Source organism: Dehalobacter restrictus DSM 9455 (assembly GCF_000512895.1).
Classification (GTDB): Bacteria; Bacillota; Desulfitobacteriia; order Desulfitobacteriales; family Syntrophobotulaceae; genus Dehalobacter; species Dehalobacter restrictus.
The window spans coordinates 552,284-568,549 of sequence record NZ_CP007033.1 but is presented as its reverse complement, the minus strand read 5'-3'; the positions used below and the strand labels follow the sequence as shown (position 1 = coordinate 568,549).

At 44.9% G+C, this 16,266-nt stretch carries 16 protein-coding genes; 5 read left to right on the top strand and 11 right to left on the bottom strand.

All coding sequences use genetic code 11. The features are described from left to right. Window positions 1-71 precede the first annotated feature (71 nt). Window positions 72-347, bottom strand: a complete 276-nt coding sequence (gene rpmA, locus DEHRE_RS02745) for a 50S ribosomal protein L27 (protein WP_015044630.1) — start codon at window positions 345-347, stop codon at window positions 72-74. A gap of 51 nt (window positions 348-398) precedes the next feature. Then, the gene (gene rplU / locus DEHRE_RS02740) at window positions 399-710 is read right to left on the bottom strand and encodes a 50S ribosomal protein L21 (RefSeq protein WP_019226555.1); all 312 of its coding nucleotides are present in this window, start codon (window positions 708-710) and stop codon (window positions 399-401) included. Window positions 711-1,104: 394 nt separating this feature from the next. Here rplU and DEHRE_RS02735 point away from each other — a divergent pair, with 394 nt between their 5' ends. Together DEHRE_RS02735 and DEHRE_RS02730 are read left to right on the top strand one after the other, a co-directional pair. Further along, window positions 1,105-2,400: a helix-turn-helix domain-containing protein gene (locus DEHRE_RS02735; protein ID WP_025205216.1), complete on the top strand. Its 1,296-nt coding sequence runs from the start codon at window positions 1,105-1,107 to the stop codon at window positions 2,398-2,400. 445 nt (window positions 2,401-2,845) lie between these two features. After that, window positions 2,846-3,565: a PrsW family intramembrane metalloprotease gene (locus DEHRE_RS02730; protein ID WP_019226809.1), complete on the top strand. Its 720-nt coding sequence runs from the start codon at window positions 2,846-2,848 to the stop codon at window positions 3,563-3,565. Window positions 3,566-3,688: 123 nt separating this feature from the next. On the opposite strand, the gene DEHRE_RS02725 is transcribed toward DEHRE_RS02730, so the two are convergent. Then, window positions 3,689-3,922, bottom strand: a complete 234-nt coding sequence (locus DEHRE_RS02725) for a DUF378 domain-containing protein (protein WP_019226810.1) — start codon at window positions 3,920-3,922, stop codon at window positions 3,689-3,691. Window positions 3,923-4,106: 184 nt separating this feature from the next. On the opposite strand from DEHRE_RS02725, the gene DEHRE_RS02720 reads away from it, so the two are divergent. Next, window positions 4,107-5,522: an MFS transporter gene (locus DEHRE_RS02720; RefSeq protein WP_019226811.1), complete on the top strand. Its 1,416-nt coding sequence runs from the start codon at window positions 4,107-4,109 to the stop codon at window positions 5,520-5,522. Between the two features lie 475 nt (window positions 5,523-5,997). Here DEHRE_RS02720 and DEHRE_RS02715 read toward each other — a convergent pair whose 3' ends face one another. After that, on the bottom strand, window positions 5,998-6,363 hold the full coding sequence (locus tag DEHRE_RS02715; protein ID WP_019226812.1) for an AMP-binding enzyme: 366 nt from the start codon (window positions 6,361-6,363) through the stop codon (window positions 5,998-6,000). A gap of 281 nt (window positions 6,364-6,644) precedes the next feature. Here DEHRE_RS02715 and murC point away from each other — a divergent pair, with 281 nt between their 5' ends. Next, on the top strand, window positions 6,645-8,000 hold the full coding sequence (gene murC / locus DEHRE_RS02710; RefSeq protein WP_025205215.1) for a UDP-N-acetylmuramate--L-alanine ligase: 1,356 nt from the start codon (window positions 6,645-6,647) through the stop codon (window positions 7,998-8,000). Between the two features lie 51 nt (window positions 8,001-8,051). Continuing rightward, window positions 8,052-8,819 (top strand): M15 family metallopeptidase, encoded by a 768-nt coding sequence (locus tag DEHRE_RS02705; RefSeq protein WP_019226814.1) that lies wholly within the window; start codon window positions 8,052-8,054, stop codon window positions 8,817-8,819. A gap of 59 nt (window positions 8,820-8,878) precedes the next feature. On the opposite strand, the gene DEHRE_RS02700 is transcribed toward DEHRE_RS02705, so the two are convergent. The 7 genes from DEHRE_RS02700 to DEHRE_RS02670 form a co-directional block, all read right to left on the bottom strand. Continuing rightward, window positions 8,879-9,457, bottom strand: a complete 579-nt coding sequence (locus tag DEHRE_RS02700; RefSeq protein WP_015043883.1) for a 5' nucleotidase, NT5C type — start codon at window positions 9,455-9,457, stop codon at window positions 8,879-8,881. Beyond that, a complete protein-coding gene (gene nadE / locus DEHRE_RS02695) occupies window positions 9,458-10,231 on the bottom strand; it encodes an NAD(+) synthase (protein WP_019226815.1) in 774 nt (257 codons plus the stop codon). It abuts the gene before it with no gap. 353 nt (window positions 10,232-10,584) lie between these two features. Further along, the gene (argH, locus tag DEHRE_RS02690; RefSeq protein ID WP_019226816.1) at window positions 10,585-11,967 is read right to left on the bottom strand and encodes an argininosuccinate lyase; all 1,383 of its coding nucleotides are present in this window, start codon (window positions 11,965-11,967) and stop codon (window positions 10,585-10,587) included. 144 nt (window positions 11,968-12,111) lie between these two features. Continuing rightward, a complete protein-coding gene (locus tag DEHRE_RS02685; RefSeq protein ID WP_019226817.1) occupies window positions 12,112-13,317 on the bottom strand; it encodes an argininosuccinate synthase in 1,206 nt (401 codons plus the stop codon). A 26-nt stretch (window positions 13,318-13,343) separates the two neighbouring features. Beyond that, window positions 13,344-14,288: an ornithine carbamoyltransferase gene (argF, locus tag DEHRE_RS02680; protein ID WP_019226818.1), complete on the bottom strand. Its 945-nt coding sequence runs from the start codon at window positions 14,286-14,288 to the stop codon at window positions 13,344-13,346. A 246-nt stretch (window positions 14,289-14,534) separates the two neighbouring features. Beyond that, window positions 14,535-15,545: an inorganic phosphate transporter gene (locus DEHRE_RS02675; protein WP_019226819.1), complete on the bottom strand. Its 1,011-nt coding sequence runs from the start codon at window positions 15,543-15,545 to the stop codon at window positions 14,535-14,537. Continuing rightward, window positions 15,538-16,155, bottom strand: coding sequence for a DUF47 domain-containing protein (locus DEHRE_RS02670; protein ID WP_019226820.1), 618 nt, complete (start codon window positions 16,153-16,155; stop codon window positions 15,538-15,540). The genes DEHRE_RS02675 and DEHRE_RS02670 overlap by 8 nt, the downstream gene beginning before the upstream one ends. Between the last annotated feature and the right edge of the window lie 111 nt (window positions 16,156-16,266).

The following is a 16,266-nucleotide window of genomic DNA, read 5'->3' as shown; positions in this document are numbered from 1 at the left end:
TTCTCCTCACCAAAGATAATTAACAATAAAACATACCCCCGGGCTAACCCAGGGGTATGACGTGTAATCTGTTATTGGGCTTGAGTAATCCCGTTTTCCGCATGAACACTTACCTGCTTGCGGAATTTATCTTTGCGTTCGAACTTTACGTAACCATCTGTGAGCGCGAACAGCGTATCATCTTTGCCAATGCCGCAGTTTTTGCCAGGATGGAGTTTGGTTCCACGTTGGCGAACAAGAATATTTCCTGCCAAAACGTACTGTCCGTCAGAGCGTTTGACTCCGAGTCTTTGCGCATTACTGTCTCTGCCGTTTCGTGTACTTCCTACACCTTTCTTGTGGGCCATGAAGATCACCTCCTAAAAAGAACATGCTGATCGTATTCTAATTTTCAACCATTAAGCATTGATTGTTTCAATTGAAAGCTTCGTGTAAGGCTGACGATGGCCTTTTTTAACACGAACGTGTTTTTTGGGTTTATAACGGAATGCAATGACTTTGTCGCCTTTGCCCTGTTCCAGAACTTTTGCGACAACTGTCACGCCGGCAACAACTGGAGCTCCAACCGTTACATTACCATCTTTTTCAACAAGCAGTACCTGATTCAGGTCGAGAACCTGGCCGACAGCTGCATCAAGTTTTTCAACATTGACGACATCGCCTTCCTTGACTCTGTACTGTTTGCCTCCTGTTTCGATAATTACATACATTTTTCTACACCTCCCAGTCCCAGACTCGCCTGCGTAGGTCGGCCCGCTGCCGCATAAACGGCAAGAAACCAGTTCATACCTAATAAGTGCGGTTGTGGTGAGAAGCCACCACGTTCTAACATTTTAGCATTTTTCCTTATATTCGTCAATCAGTTGATCCTACAGTTCAATTCATTCGTCTCTCGCCTCAATTGACTTTGTAAATGCAACCTATACATTACTGGGTGATTGCATTTAAATCTTCAAACAGAATAGTGGCATTAAGTCTTACAATCGAAAGTCTCCTTTTTCTTCACTCCCCCATGGGGGAGTGATTGCATTTAGTCTGGCAATATTCCGACAAGAACTTTAGGATGTGTTCTGCGGGAATCTTTGAGTCAAAGGAGAATTTACCATGGCAAAAAACAAGCATCTCACTGATTCGGAGCGTCTACAAATTGAGCAGCTACTGCGAGAGGGCGTATCTCTTAAGCGGATTGCCGTCACCCTTGAAAAAAGCGCATCCACCATTTCCCGTGAAATTCGCGCCCGCGCCATTGAAAGCAATAAATATGCGCCATACCGTATCCATAACCGCTGCGCCAATCTCAATGTCTGCCAAAAAATGCAGATCTGCTCCGACAAGCCTAATTGCACAAGAAAGTGTTCCCGCTGTAATTACTGCAATGCCGTATGCGAGGAATTCGAGGAGCGACGCTGCCACAGGCTTTATGATCCACCGTATGTCTGCAACGGTTGTCTTGAAGCTTACCAGTGTGTCCTACGGAAAAAGTATTACCTCCACAGAAATGCTCATGAGGCATACCGAGAGATGCTGGTGGAATCCCGCTCCGGTGCAAATATTACCGAGGATGAACTGCTCTACCTTGACGAATGGATCAGTCCCCTCATCCAGCGTGGGCAATCTGTTCATCACATCGCAGTCCACAATGCCGACAGGCTTATCGTCAGTGAGAAATCCATCTACCGCTATGTTTCCGGCGGACTCTTTAAGGCGAGAAACATTGACATGCCCCGGGTCTGCCGCCTTAAGCCCAGAAAAACCAAAACGGTGGAGCATAAAATCGACAGCACCTGCAGGCTTGGCCGCACCTACGCCGACTTCCTGGCCTTTACGGAAGCATCAGACGCTCCGGTCGTTGAGATAGATTCAGTTATCGGGCGTGTCGGTGGAAAGGTCCTGCTCACGATGATGTTCAAGTCCTGTGACTTGATGCTGGCCTTCATCAGGGAACGCAATACCTCCCAGTCCGTTATCGACGTCTTCAACTGCCTAGACGAAACTCTTAGCAGAGAGGTGTTCAGCCGCCTTCTTTCCGTTTGCCTCGCTGACAACGGTTCAGAGTTTTCAAACCCGAAAGCTTTGGAGTATGATGCACAGGGCCGCCGCAGGACGCGGCTGTACTACTGCGACCCATTCGCATCATACCAGAAGCCCAACGTGGAGTTGAACCACGAGTTCATTAGGAAAATATTGCCCAAAGGCACATCGTTTGACGCCCTGTGCCAAGGGGATATTGACCTTATGATGTCGCATATCAACTCCTATTCCAGGGAGAAACTGGGCGACAAATCGCCGTTGGATGTGTTTAACTTCATCTACGGATACGATGATGTCCTTAAAAAGCTGAGAATCAGCAGGATTCCTGCTAATGAAATCCTGCTGAAGCCGTCGCTTTTGAAAAAATAATTTCAGTATCATTTAACCCGCAGAACACATCCATACCGATCCTGATCAGGGGGACGCGGTTACTCTGTCCGAAAAACGGTTTCCGGGTACCCCTTTTATTAGTATACTCTTTTTTAGAACTCGGCTGGCAGATTTTCGCTCCATATAATCTGAATCGGCTATTTTTAACAGGTACTATACCTGTTATTCCCAGTATTTTGACAGACTCAATGAAACCCCACTATATTTACTCTGTCAAAGGTTGCATTTACTTTGACCGCTCACCAAATGAAAAAATGAAAAAATCGTCTCTCCATTCGTCTCTCGCCAAAATGAAAAAATGAAAAAATTTATAAGGAATGTTTGATGCTCCGGCTGCAAATAATAAAGCTTAACATAATTCAAGCTGCTTGCTGTTGAAGATGTACTTCACAGGAGATAAACTTACAGAAAAGGATGTGATCTTTTGCTATTCGATCTGCGAATATTGGTAATTGCACTTACTCCTGTAATTGCCCTGGGCCTGGCAGTCTATTATACCGACCGTTTCGATAAAGAGCCTTTGCATCTTCTTATAAAAGTGTTTATCCTGGGTGCGCTGGCAGTCATCCCGATCGTGCTGTTTGAAAAATTCCTGACGTCCCTGAACATCTTTGCCGGGGTAGCGGCAGCTTTTTTCAATGCCTTCGTCGTTGCCGGACTGACCGAAGAATTTTTCAAAAGGGCAGTTGTCCTGCGGACAGTCTATCGGAATCCGGCATTTAATGAAAAGCTGGACGGGATTGTCTATGCCGTATTTGCCGCGTTGGGTTTCGCAACAGTCGAGAACATCATGTATGTCCTTGTAAACTTTTCAGCCAACCCGTATGTAGGCCTTTCCAGAGGAATATTCTCAGTGCCGACCCACGTGCTACTTGGTGTGACGATGGGATACTACCTTTCCCTGGCAAAGTTCTCCAATCATCCTCATCTTGAAAGAGCTTACCTCAGAAAATCCTTATATGTTCCTATCCTGCTTCACGGTTTTTTTGACTTTATTCTGATGTCGGAAATTCCAATTCTGCTTACGCTGTTTTTACCGTATATCATTTACCTGTGGACGGTTAATCTTAGGAAACTTAACAGGTATTACAAAGAATCAAGGGAAAAATACCAAAAAATCCCCGCCCGGCAACCTGCTGAATAAAAGACTGTACACCTATGTCCTGTCGCCATTGTAAACGCAGGCTAAAGCTCTACAAGAAAAAGGAACCGAGATATACTCGGTTCCTTTTTCTTGTTGGACTTATTGAGTAATTTTGCCGACTCGTTAAGGATTATGCTGGATCCGTCCTTCTCTCTCATATTCGCGATTCGGTACGAATAAGAGCGTGATGCAGTACAGGCCGCTGAGTCCGACCAGTGCATAGACGATTCTTGGAGGGAGCGGACTGATCCCTCCGAGGAGGGCATTGACAAGATCAAATTGAAAAAAACCAATCGTTCCCCAGTTTATGGCCCCGATGATAATAATTGCAAGGGCAATCTTCTGCCAAATATTCATGGGCAACCTCCTTAAAAGTTAATCATTAATAGGATGTCAATAAAATGTAAAATTTATACATCAAAACGTTAATTTACGACTCATAAACAATCATTTATAATAACCTATGACTTGTTCTTTTAGGGTATGTTTTTGTTTTAATAAAAAGAATAAGGGATCAAAAACCAACTAAAAAGGAGTATTTATGAACGTCCATCATGACCACGCCCGAGATGACAGCAAAATGGTTAAGCGCACCCTTTTGTTTATAGCAACCGCAGGTTCTTTTCTGACTCCGTTTATGATTTCATCTATCAACATCGCGCTGCCTGCAATTCAAAAGGAATTTGCAGCAGATGCTGTCGTTTTAAGCTGGATTGCGACATCTTTCTTGTTGTCTTCGGCTGTGTTTCTTCTTCCTATCGGCAAACTCGCCGACATCCTTGGCCGGACCAGGCTTTATAAATGGGGGATAATTTCATTTACTGCATTTACGTTAATCTCAGGTTTTGTCCCAAATATTGAATTATTAATCGTGATGAGAGTCCTGCAGGGAATTAGTGCATCGATGATCGCAACTGCGGGAATGGCGCTGATCACCTCGGCCTTTCCCCCGCAAGAACGCGGCAAAGCCCTAGGCTTTAATGTTTCAGCCATATATGTAGGACTTGCTGTCGGACCTTTTCTAGGCGGATTCTTAACCGAGCATTGGGGTTGGAGAAGCATTTTTTTGGTATTGGTTCCTTTGGGGGTCCTGATCACGGTCTTAACGATTACATATGTCAAGAGCGATTGGGCCGATGCCAAAAATGATAAACTGGATATTCCAGGCAGTCTGATTTTCGCCGTTACCCTGATTGCGCTTATCTATGGTTCGAGCATTTTACCGGATATTCTCGGGATTATCCTGATCCTCTTCAGCATTGTTTGTTTTGTTTTCTTTGTGAAACGCCAGCTCAAGATCCCAAATCCTGTGTTAGAAATCAGGCTTTTTCAGAATAACCGGGTTTTTGCCTTTTCCAACGTAGCAGCATTAATCAATTATGCTGGTTCCTACTCCGTAACTTTTCTTCTGAGTCTATATCTGCAGTACGTCCAGGGCATGTCTTCAGAGCATGCCGGAATCATCCTGATTATCCAGCCTATTATCCAGTCCTTAATTTCCCCTATGGCCGGACGCCTATCCGATGAAAAAGAACCCGCCAGAATTGCTTCTTGGGGCATGGCCGGAACCGCCGCAGGCTTGTTTTTGCTTTCCTTTATCGGCCCGCATACTTCTCTGTTCCTGATCATAGCTGCTTTGATGGTGCTGGGTCTTGGATTTGCCTTATTCTCTTCTCCGAATACCAATGCAGTCATGAGTTCCGTAGATAATCATTATTACGGGGTTGCCTCCGCCTCAGTATCTGTGATGAGGATTCTGGGCCAGATGCTGAGTATGGCTACAGCTACGCTGCTGATTTCCATATTTGTCGGCAAAAACCAGATTACGCCTGAATACTATCCGCAGTTTACACAGAGTATTCACCTTGCTTTTCTGATCTCAGCCTGCCTTTGTGCTGTTGGTATTTTCTTCTCTTTCTCCCGCGGCAAAATCCACGTCAATAATAATCAGGCATAAGATTGCTGCTCCTTGTTATCCATGACACTGCGGCATTAGGCCGTACATGGCGATCATGAAGATACCCGGTAGCTTAACTGACCGGGTATCTGTTTCCGCTACAGGGCGGATAGCCTTCGAAAAAGGTTATTTACCTTACGGTATTTCCCTTTTTCCAGTACTATCTTTTGCAGCTTCAGGCAATAATATTCGCAGGTTGATTTTGATTTGTTGATTCTCGATTGTTTTATTTAAAGTTGAAATATTAATTTTACCCAGTTATAAATTAAACCATAATTCCGTGGGAATTATGGTTTAAGATGGATAATATGGTTATATTTTTTATTGATTTTTGTGTATTTTATGATTATTATTATATTGTCTTCGTTTTACTCATTTAGTCTCATTAATTCTACTCTTGATTTTCATTTTTTGACCTTCAATACAAGAAGGTCCTTTTTTAGTTTAAATTTGATTCAATTATAAACATTTTATCTTAATAATCACGAAGAACAGAGCGCAGGATTTTTCCAGATCTGGTCATCGGCAGTTTTTCTCGAATCAATACCCGGATGGGCATTTTAAATGAAAAACTGTTTCTAATATACTGTTCTACCTTCAAGCAGTACTGTTCTCTTTCTTCCTTCGCCGAAAAAGAATCTTCGAGCGCAAGATATACTTTGAGGATCACGCTTTCACCATTCTGGCTGTTAACGATGACACCTGCTTCGAACACTTTGGGATAATTATAAAGAGCAGACTCTACTTGGTAATAACTTACAAATTTATCATTAACGATAAGACCGTCAAGCTCCCGGCCATTTAAGATTTCAAAATCAGGTAGTGCTGCATATCCGGACATTGCGTTTTTCCTCCCTTCTTGTGACAGAACATTGCAGTTATAAACTAAGCTGTAAAATGCGTATAAATCTTATATTTTAGTCGTATTTGTATTATAATATTAAATGCGGCTTTTCCCTACCGATTTGAGGTTAATGGCATTGTTGGAAGGCTGAACAGCTCTAATTCTCATGTTAACTGTTTTCGGGAAGAATATCTTTGATTTACGTATTGACAGATACCTTTTTCAAGATATTTGGGTATAATGTAATAGGAATAGAATACCGGAAGGAAAGATGCACATTGCAATTACATATTCATTTTGTTGGCATAAAAGGAACCGGGATGAGTGCCCTTGCCCAGATTACACCGTTGATAGAAGATGCCGTGATTACCGGATCCGATGTACCGCAAAGATTTTTTACAGACGTTGTATTAGAGAAGGCAGGCATTGAGGTCCTGAACTTTGACCCAGAGAATGTTGTCGGCGCTGATTTGGTTGTCACCTCTGCCGCTTACTGCGACAGTCACCCGGAGATTAGCCGGGCCAAAGAGCTTAACATACCGGTACTGACTTACCCTCAATTTCTGAGCAAACTGATGTCCAAGAAAAAAGGAGTCTGTGTAACCGGGACTCACGGCAAGACTACGACAACTGCCATGGCTGGAAAAATCCTGCTTGATGCAGGTTTGGACCCTACGATTGTCGTAGGCAGCGACGTGCCCTGTATTGGCGGCAACGCCCATGCCGGCCAGGGAGAACTCTTTTTAGCCGAATCCTGCGAATACCGGAGGCACTTCTTAAATTACTCTCCCGAGCACCTGATTATTACCAACATGGAACTGGATCATCCCGATTATTTTAAGGATTTGGATGATGTGGTCTGCGCTTTTTCCGAACTCGCCTGCAAGCTGCCTGCTGAGGGCAATCTGATTATCTGGCATGACGATCCGAATATAGATAGGATTAAGACCAAAGCAACGGTTACAACTTTTGGTTTCTCGGCCGATGCTGATGTCAGCGCTGCAAACGTTGTTTTCGATAATGACGGAAGCTGTTTTGATGTAATGATGAATAAAAAAAATATAGGTAAGCTGCATTTGACTGTTTCAGGAAAACATAACATTCTGGATGCCCTAGCTGCCATAGCCCTGACTTCCAGGCTCGGAATATCGATGGATACCGTGCTTCAGGCGCTGAGCGGCTTTAATGGTACCAAAAGAAGATTCGAACGTCTTGGCACAAAACACGGGGCAGTTATTGTTGACGATTATGCCCATCACCCGACAGAAATCCAAACGACCCTGGATGGAGCAAGGCTTTCCTACCCCGACAGAAGAATCCGGGCAGTATTTCAGCCTCATACCTTCAGCCGGACTGAAAAACTTTTTTATGAGTTTTCTCAGGCCTTTCAGGATGCCGATGAGGTTTTGCTGGCAGAAATTTTTTCCTCGGCGCGCGAAAAAAAAGCCGGGGTCAACCCGATCTCTTCAGCAAAACTTGCCGACTTGATGAAAGAAAAAGGAATTACCACCCGTTATTTTCCAACGCTTGACGAAATCAGTTCTTATCTTGACCAAACCCTTGAAGAAGGCGACCTCGTTATTACGCTCGGAGCGGGCGATATTTACAAAGTAGGGCAAAACTTGGTCTCTTGAGCGCTGTTTCCTGACCGCTGAGTAACTTCGACGATTCATACAGGAGAAACGATGAAAAATAAGTTGATTTTTTCTTTACTTGTCATTCTATTTGGGATTTTTTTCATAAGCGGTTGTATTCAAATGAGCATTCCTGATGCTTCCCCTGATTCTCAGGGTTCGCAAACATCTGCAGAAAACGTTCTGGTTGATACCTTTATGCTAAGAATCGGCGCTGCGAGTAAGGAAGCGATAAATTATCACGATGTTGTCAGCATCGCTGTTTTAGTGAATAAACAAAATCAGCTTCCCTCCGATTATGTTCCACCGGATCTGGTTGAAGTCAACATTCCTTTTACTTTTAAGGAAAAAGCTGAGAAAAGAATGCTGCGTCAGGAAGCTGCCGCGAAGCTCGAGGAATTATTTTCTGCTGCAAAAGAAAATGGTGTAATTTTTTATGGTGTATCAGGCTACCGCTCCTATCAAACGCAGCAGGATTTATTTGCGAGTTTTACCCGGCGGTACGGAACCGAGGAAAAAGCCAACCAAATCAGTGCGAGACCCGGTGAAAGTGAACACCAAACCGGTCTGGCAATGGATGTATCCTGCCAGAGCGTTAACTTCGGTCTGGAAGAGACATTTGGAGATACGGACGAATATGTCTGGCTGAAAGATAATGCTCATCGTTTCGGCTTTATCATCCGCTACCCGAAGGGCAAAGAATACCTGACGGAATATACCTACGAACCTTGGCATCTGCGCTATATCGGACAAGACCTGGCCACGAAACTCTATGAACAGCATCTCACTTACGAGGAATACCTGTTCTTCAAGATTTGATCTTATTATTCGTAAACTTGTATAGATATAGCACGCGCGTTAAGTAAAAAAATATTCTTCTACCGGTTAATACCGTTCCTGCTGAATTGCTCAATATGACATACAACGTCATTCCAGTCATAACAGCGGATGACACCTTCCGGAAGATTTCCGCGGTTATAAGGCGCATCCATCAGTAGCACCGGAATGCCCATGGAAACGATCTCCACTGAATTGGAAATAAAGTCATCGACGAACACATCAATACCGTGTTCCTTGACCGCAATGGTCTTGCTGAGCCCCCCTGTGAATATCTTTTCACCCGGGGGGATTTGTTTTTCTTCAAGCCATTTTTTTGTGATTAGTTCCTCAGCTCCCGGCTTTCTGGCTGTCACATAAATGATTTCATGCCCTGCTTCTGTTAAGGAAACAATGCTCTCAACCGACCCTTTGACCGGCTCCGGTGTTGAGAAGAGAACTTCCATATTTTTGTCAAAAAAGGTGTCTAGTTCATTCCAGTCGACGTCGTAGATTTTCGACATATCGTAATTGTCAATTTCCATAATATTTTTGCCGTATTGCCTGTTGAGTTCTTCTGTGAACACAGGAAAACTGTCCGCGACGACGCCGTCTATATCTAATCCGATCCGTAGTTTCATCTAATCCAGCCTCTCCGGTTTTTCTAATTCGATGGTTGGGGGCAATTGCCGTTTATGCTCACTCATTTTATGCAGTCTTTCGATTTTGGCGACAACATCGTCAGGAATCTTTTCTCCCAAAAGATATTTATCGATAAGATCATAGGAAAAACCCATCTCTCCCTCATCGGTCTGTCCCTGCCAAAGACCAGCAGTCGGTGTTCTGGAAGCTATTTTTTCCGGCAGGCCCAGTGCCCTTGCCCAGGCTCTTACTTCCGTCTTGGTAAGTGAGCTGATCGGCAGAAGGTCCACGCCGCCATCCCCATATTTCGTAAAATATCCTGTATAGCTCTCAGGGGCATTGTCTGTCCCGACAACCAGATACTCCCTAATATTGGCTACCGTATACAGCGTAGACATACGGAGCCGTGCTTTAAGGTTCCCTTGTCCTGCTTGCTGAATATTCAGAGGCGTCTGATTAGCTTTTAAAGCGGTCTTCATCTGGTCATAAATGGCTGCATGTGCTTCCCCGAGATCAATCTCGATCACTTCCATCCCAAGGGTCTCTGCAATCAAATAGGCATCCTCGCGATCCGCAGGATTTGATTGGCATGGCATGATCACACCAAGGCAGTAATCAGGAAATGCTTTTTTGCATAAAGCTGCCACCACCGCAGAATCTACACCGCCGGAAATTCCGCAGACCAAACCTTTGGTCTTTGCCTCAGTGTTTTTTCCCCGCAGCCATTCCACAACCTGCTTTTGGCGTTCCAGTATTTCTTCAGTACTCCACACCGGTACGGCCTCCTTTTTTATTTCACAATAGTTTTATGATCATTCAAATATTTATCAAAAGTTTAGACATAAAATTTAAATTTTATATTTTTTTAGAATCCATTCTTTTAACTTAATCCACAATATCCACATTTTTATCCACAAAATTTTAAGATGACCGTTGGATTCTGTCAGCATTCTTTGCTATGTACCGTCATTTCAGCATCGCCGGCTATTTGTTATTTTCACATTTTTTACATTCTAATTACATATTCTTAACATATTCTTAAAATTTCTTGATTAATACTCTGAAGGCAGTAAAATGTACCATTATTCGTGCTAAATTTACACTTGATTGTTTTCTTAATTGTTTTTTACCACCTAAGTTGATCCAGAGTTTCTTTACTAAACTGTATCGCTGTCTGAACGGTCTCCGGTGCAGGACCCCCGGTAACGCTCCTCTTCTGAACGCAGGTTTGAAGAGAAATAGCCTCATAAAGATCTTCCTCGAAGAATTCGGATACTGTTTTCAGTTCTTCCAGCGTCAGATCCTCCAACGAACAGCCCCTGCGGGAACATTCCAGTACCAGCCTGCCCACAATTGCATGGGCTTCGCGGAAAGGAACATTCTTTTTGGCCAGATAATCAGCCAAATCTGTGGCATTGGTAAAGCCCTTCTTAGCTTCCCTTGCCATAATATCGGCATTCACTTTCATTGTAGCCAGCATCGGCCGGATGACCAGCAACGATTTTTGGATGGTGTCCACAGCATCAAACACACATTCCTTGTCTTCCTGCATGTCTTTGTTATAAGCCAGGGGAAGTCCTTTCATAACGGTGAGCAGTGTTATGAGATCCCCATACACCCTGCCAGTTTTCCCTCTGACGAGTTCTGCGACATCAGGATTTTTCTTCTGCGGCATAATACTCGATCCGGTGGCATAGGCATCATCAATCGAAACGAAAGAAAATTCACCGCTCGACCAGATAATCAGTTCTTCACACAGCCTGCTCAGATGCATCATCATGATAGATGCAGCTGCCAGAAATTCCAAAGCAAAATCTCTGTCGCTAACGCCGTCTAAACTGTTAAGCGTGACGCCGTCAAAATTCAGTTCAGCAGCTACTTCTTCCCGACGCAAAGCAAAGGTCGTACCCGCCAGCGCGCCCGATCCGAGCGGGGAGAGGTTCAGTCTCTTGCGAGTATCTCCGAGTCGTCCCAGATCGCGCAAAAACATTTGGACATAGGCCATAAGATGATGGCTCAGGGTTATCGGCTGGGCCTTTTGCAGATGGGTATATCCGGGCATCCAAGTCTTAAGATGTTCGGAACTCAAGTCAAGCAGGGTTTCCAGCAGCGCAGTGAGGAGATCTTTGGTGTTGTCGATTTCTTCTCTTAAGAATAGCCGAAAATCCAGCGCAACCTGATCATTCCGGCTGCGTCCGGTATGGAGCTTTTTACCGGCATCACCGATTCTTTCCGTAAGTAGTTTCTCAACGTTCATATGGATGTCTTCGGCTCCGACTTCAAATTCAACCCTTCCCGCCTGAATATCCGCCAGAATGCATTCCAGTCCCCCTATTATTTTCTCCGTTTCTTCGGCTGACAGGATACCTATCCTGCCGAGCATTCCGGCATGAGCAATGCTTCCCATAATATCAAATTTATAAAGGCGCCGGTCGAATGAGATCGATGAGTGGAAATCTTCGACCAGGGAATCGGTGTCTTTCTCAAAACGTCCTCCCCAAAGTTTCATTGGTTTAACTCCTTCCGAATCAAAATTAAGTATAGTATAACGCAACAATATGACAGAACACAAGAATGCGCAATGTGCTTAGACAATTGACATCCTTGTGTTCATGCCCGCAAATCCATGCTCGCGCACCGTTGCGCATCATGATTAACGTAAGCCTGATTTTCTCTCCATTAAAGCGCGGACTTTAAGAGGCAGTCCAAACAGATTAATAAAACCTTCTGCGTCTTTCTGGTTGTAGACAGCATCTTCGCCAAACGTTGCAAATTCTTCATTATACAGCGAATAAGGGGATTTTATCCCTACCGGTGTACAGTTTCCTTTATATAGTCTCATCCTGACGGTTCCGGTAACATTTTTCTGTGTAACTTTTACAAACGCATCGAGTGCTTCTCTCAGCGGTGAATACCAGACACCATCGTAGACCATCTCAGCATATTTCAGCGCAATTTGTTCCTTATAATGCAGGGTCTGACGGTCAAGGGTCAACAGTTCCAGCGCCTGATGCGCGGCATAGAGAATTGTCCCGCCGGGAGTCTCATATACCCCGCGCGACTTCATCCCGACAAGCCTGTTTTCCACCATGTCGACAATCCCGATTCCATTCTTGCCGCCCAGGGCATTCAATTTCTCGATCAGCTGAATCGGTGCAAGTTTCTCCCCATCGACAGCTACTGGTATGCCCTTCTCTAAATCGATCAGCACATACGCGGCCTGGTCCGGCGCCTGCATCGGGGAAACCCCGAGTAGATAAAGATCATCCTTCGGTTCATTCCAGGGATCTTCGAGGTCACCGCCTTCATGGCTTAAATGCCACAAGTTACGGTCCATGCTGTACGGTCTGTCCTTGGTAACCGGGACAGGGATTCCGCGTTCTTTGGCATAATCAATCGCATCATCCCGCGATTTGATGTCCCACTCTCTCCACGGAGCAATAATTTTCAGATCAGGATTCAGCGCTTTGACAGCCAGTTCAAAGCGAACCTGATCGTTGCCTTTCCCTGTCGCGCCATGCGCAACAGCGACTGCGCCTTCTTTTTCAGCAATCTCCACAAGCCTTCTGGCAATAAGCGGACGAGCAAAGGATGTTCCGAGAAGATATTTGCCTTCATACACGGCTCCTGCCTGAAGCGTCGGGTAAATGAAATCCGTAATGAATTCTTCTCTCAAATCTTCAATATATAATTTGGTGGCTCCGGTTTTAGCAGCCTTCTCATGAAGAGGTTCCAGTTCCTCTCCCTGTCCCAAATCTGCCGCCATCGCGACAACCTCATAACCATAGTTTTCTTTCAGCCATGGAATAATGATGGATGTATCCAGTCCGCCTGAATAGGCAAGCACTACTTTAGCCATACGCTTTCTCCTTTATTTTATATTTATTACATGACCAGCGCCATAATCGCTTTATGGGCGTGAAGCCGGTTTTCAGCCTCCTGAAATACCACGGATTGAGGACCTTCGATCACTTTGTCGGTGATCTCTTCTCCGCGGTGGGCAGGCAAACAGTGCATGACGATCGCTTCAGGATGAGCTGCCCCAAGCACTTCGTCATTGATCTGATACGGCGCAAAAATTTTCTTCCTGATTTCGCTTTGTTCTTCCTGTCCCATACTGGCCCAAACATCGGTATAAAGAATATCCGCTCCCCTGGCAGCCGCCACAGGATCTTCGACGATCTGCACCGTACTTCTGCTGAGAGATGCATTCTTCCAAGCCAGATCCATAATTTCCGGAACCGGCTGGTATCCCTGAGGTGAAGCAATCACGATGTTCATGCCCATCTTGCTGCCGCCAAGCAGCAGGGAATTTGCCACATTATTGCTGTCACCGATATAGGTTAATTTCAATCCCTGAATCTTGCCTTTTGTTTCTTTAATGGTCAAAAGGTCGGCCAGAATCTGTGTCGGATGCAGAAAATCGCTCAAGCCATTGATGACCGGCACAGAGGAATGCTCGGCAAGATCAAGAACCTCCTGATGGCTGAACGTTCTGATCATAATGCCGTCGACCATCCTGGACAAGACCCTTGCTGTATCCTGGATCGGTTCACCGCGTCCCAGCTGGATATCGCGGGCGCTCAGAAACATTCCGGAGCCGCCGAGCTGATAAATACCGGCCTCAAATGCCACTCTGGTTCTCGTCGAAGATTTGGTAAAGATCATCGCCAAAACCTTCCCCTGCAGGACAGGGTGGGGAATTCCGGCATTTCTGTCAGCCTTCAATTCCATGGCGACGTCAACCATATATGAGATTTCTTCTGCTGTGAAAGCATTCAGTGTAATAAAATCTCTGCCTTTAAACTTGCCTTTGTTTAATTGAACCATCATTATTCTCCTTTATCTCAATAATACGCAATATTGCATTATTATACCTCATCATGCATAATTATTCAATATCCCTGATGAAAAAGAAGCTATCCCCAGACGGGTAACCCTTACCCTCCTGAGGATTAAAAAAGAAGACTGAATCTACGATCTGCTTACCTGATTGTATAAAAGCATCTATAGCATCAGTTGGTATTTATCCGATATAAGATGCAGAATTCCAGTATCTTACGTTAGAATATTAGATTAGAGAATTCTCTCCACGAGTGTAATCAGATGATAAGACAGAGCTGCGACGATTGCCGTGGAAGGAATCGTCAGACACCAGGCAATCAGCATCTGCTGCGCAACGCCCCAGCGCACGGCCGAAATACGTTTGGCAGCGCCTACTCCCATAATGGAACCGGATACCACGTGCGTGGTACTGACCGGCAGATGGAGACCCGGAAACGCCGTCGCTACCCAGATAACGATCGAGGATGACAAATCTGCGGCAAATCCGTTGATCGGCTCAATTTTAAAGATTTTGGCACCGAGGGTATGAATGATTCTCCAGCCGCCCACTGCTGTACCGCAAGCAATGGCTATTCCACACAGGAGCTTTACCCAGAGCGGAACATCCATCGTCGACTGTACCCCCATGGCGACAAGCGCCAGCGTGATAATACCCATGGATTTCTGTGCGTCATTAGAACCGTGGTTAAACGCAAGTAGTGCGGCTGAAACCATCTGCAGCCTCCGGAAGATATTGTTCGTTTTCATCGGCGCTTTATTGCGGAACAGGTAATATAGAATGGTCATGATCAGATAACCGAGTCCCATGCCGACGAGCGGCGAGCACAGCAGCGCCAAGATAATTTTCTTGATGCCGGCCCCCTGGACAACACCGAGTCCCGCTGCCGCGATCCCGGCTCCGAGGATTCCCCCAATAATCGCGTGGGAAGAACTGCTCGGAATACCAAAATACCATGTCAAAAGATTCCAGAAAATCGCTCCGATCAGTGCGGCGATCATCACTTCGGAAGTAACACTGTTCGCATCGACAATGTCCTTTGCAATGGTCTTGGCAACCCCTGTACTGTACATCGCGCCGATAAAATTAAGTACCGCGGCCATAATGATTGCGGTTCTTGGCGTAAGCGCTCTTGTCGAAACCGAAGTGGCTATGGCATTGGCAGTATCATGAAATCCGTTGATAAAATCAAATGCCAACGCAAATAGTACGACAACGAATAATGCAATATGCAGACTAGACATATTTTAATACGACCCCTTTTATTACAAGCGCGAGATCTTCACAACGGTCCGTGGCGTCTTCCAGATGTTCCAGTATTTCTTTCCATTTAATGATTTCAATCGGATTGCTTTCATTTTCGAACAGCTTGCCTACTTCACTCCGGTATAAACGATCTCCCTCGCTTTCCAGTTTATGGATTTTTTCTGTGTTTTCAAGAATAAGCTTTAATTTGGTGCGAATACTGGGAAGGTTGTCCACAGATATTTTAATAATATGAATACAGTCATCTAGAACCCGAATCAGCTCTTCAACCCCGGAGTGGGGCGGCGTCGCTTTATACATGATCATCCGTTCCAAGGCGCCTTGAATAAAATCAATGATATCATCCATGTTTGTCGCCAATGAGTAGAGGTCTTCCCTGTCCATTGGCGTCACCAGTGTCTTATTCAGGTTGTCAATGATCTTGTTGGTAATATCATCGGCACGGTGTTCCAAATCAATGAGTTCCTTCATCTTGACCGGGAAAGTGGTGGGATCCTTAACTGCTTCTTTTAATACCAGCGAGCTTTCGCAAATAAGCTGCGCGTTTTCCTTCATAAGTACAAAAAAGTCGTTTTCTTTTTTTGACACAGTCTTTACTTCCTCCTTTATCATAACCTGGTCAAATCTTCCCACATTATCTTAGCACAAGAGCCAAGGATAAGATACTTAAATTTATAAAAAACAGGCACTTAAAACAAT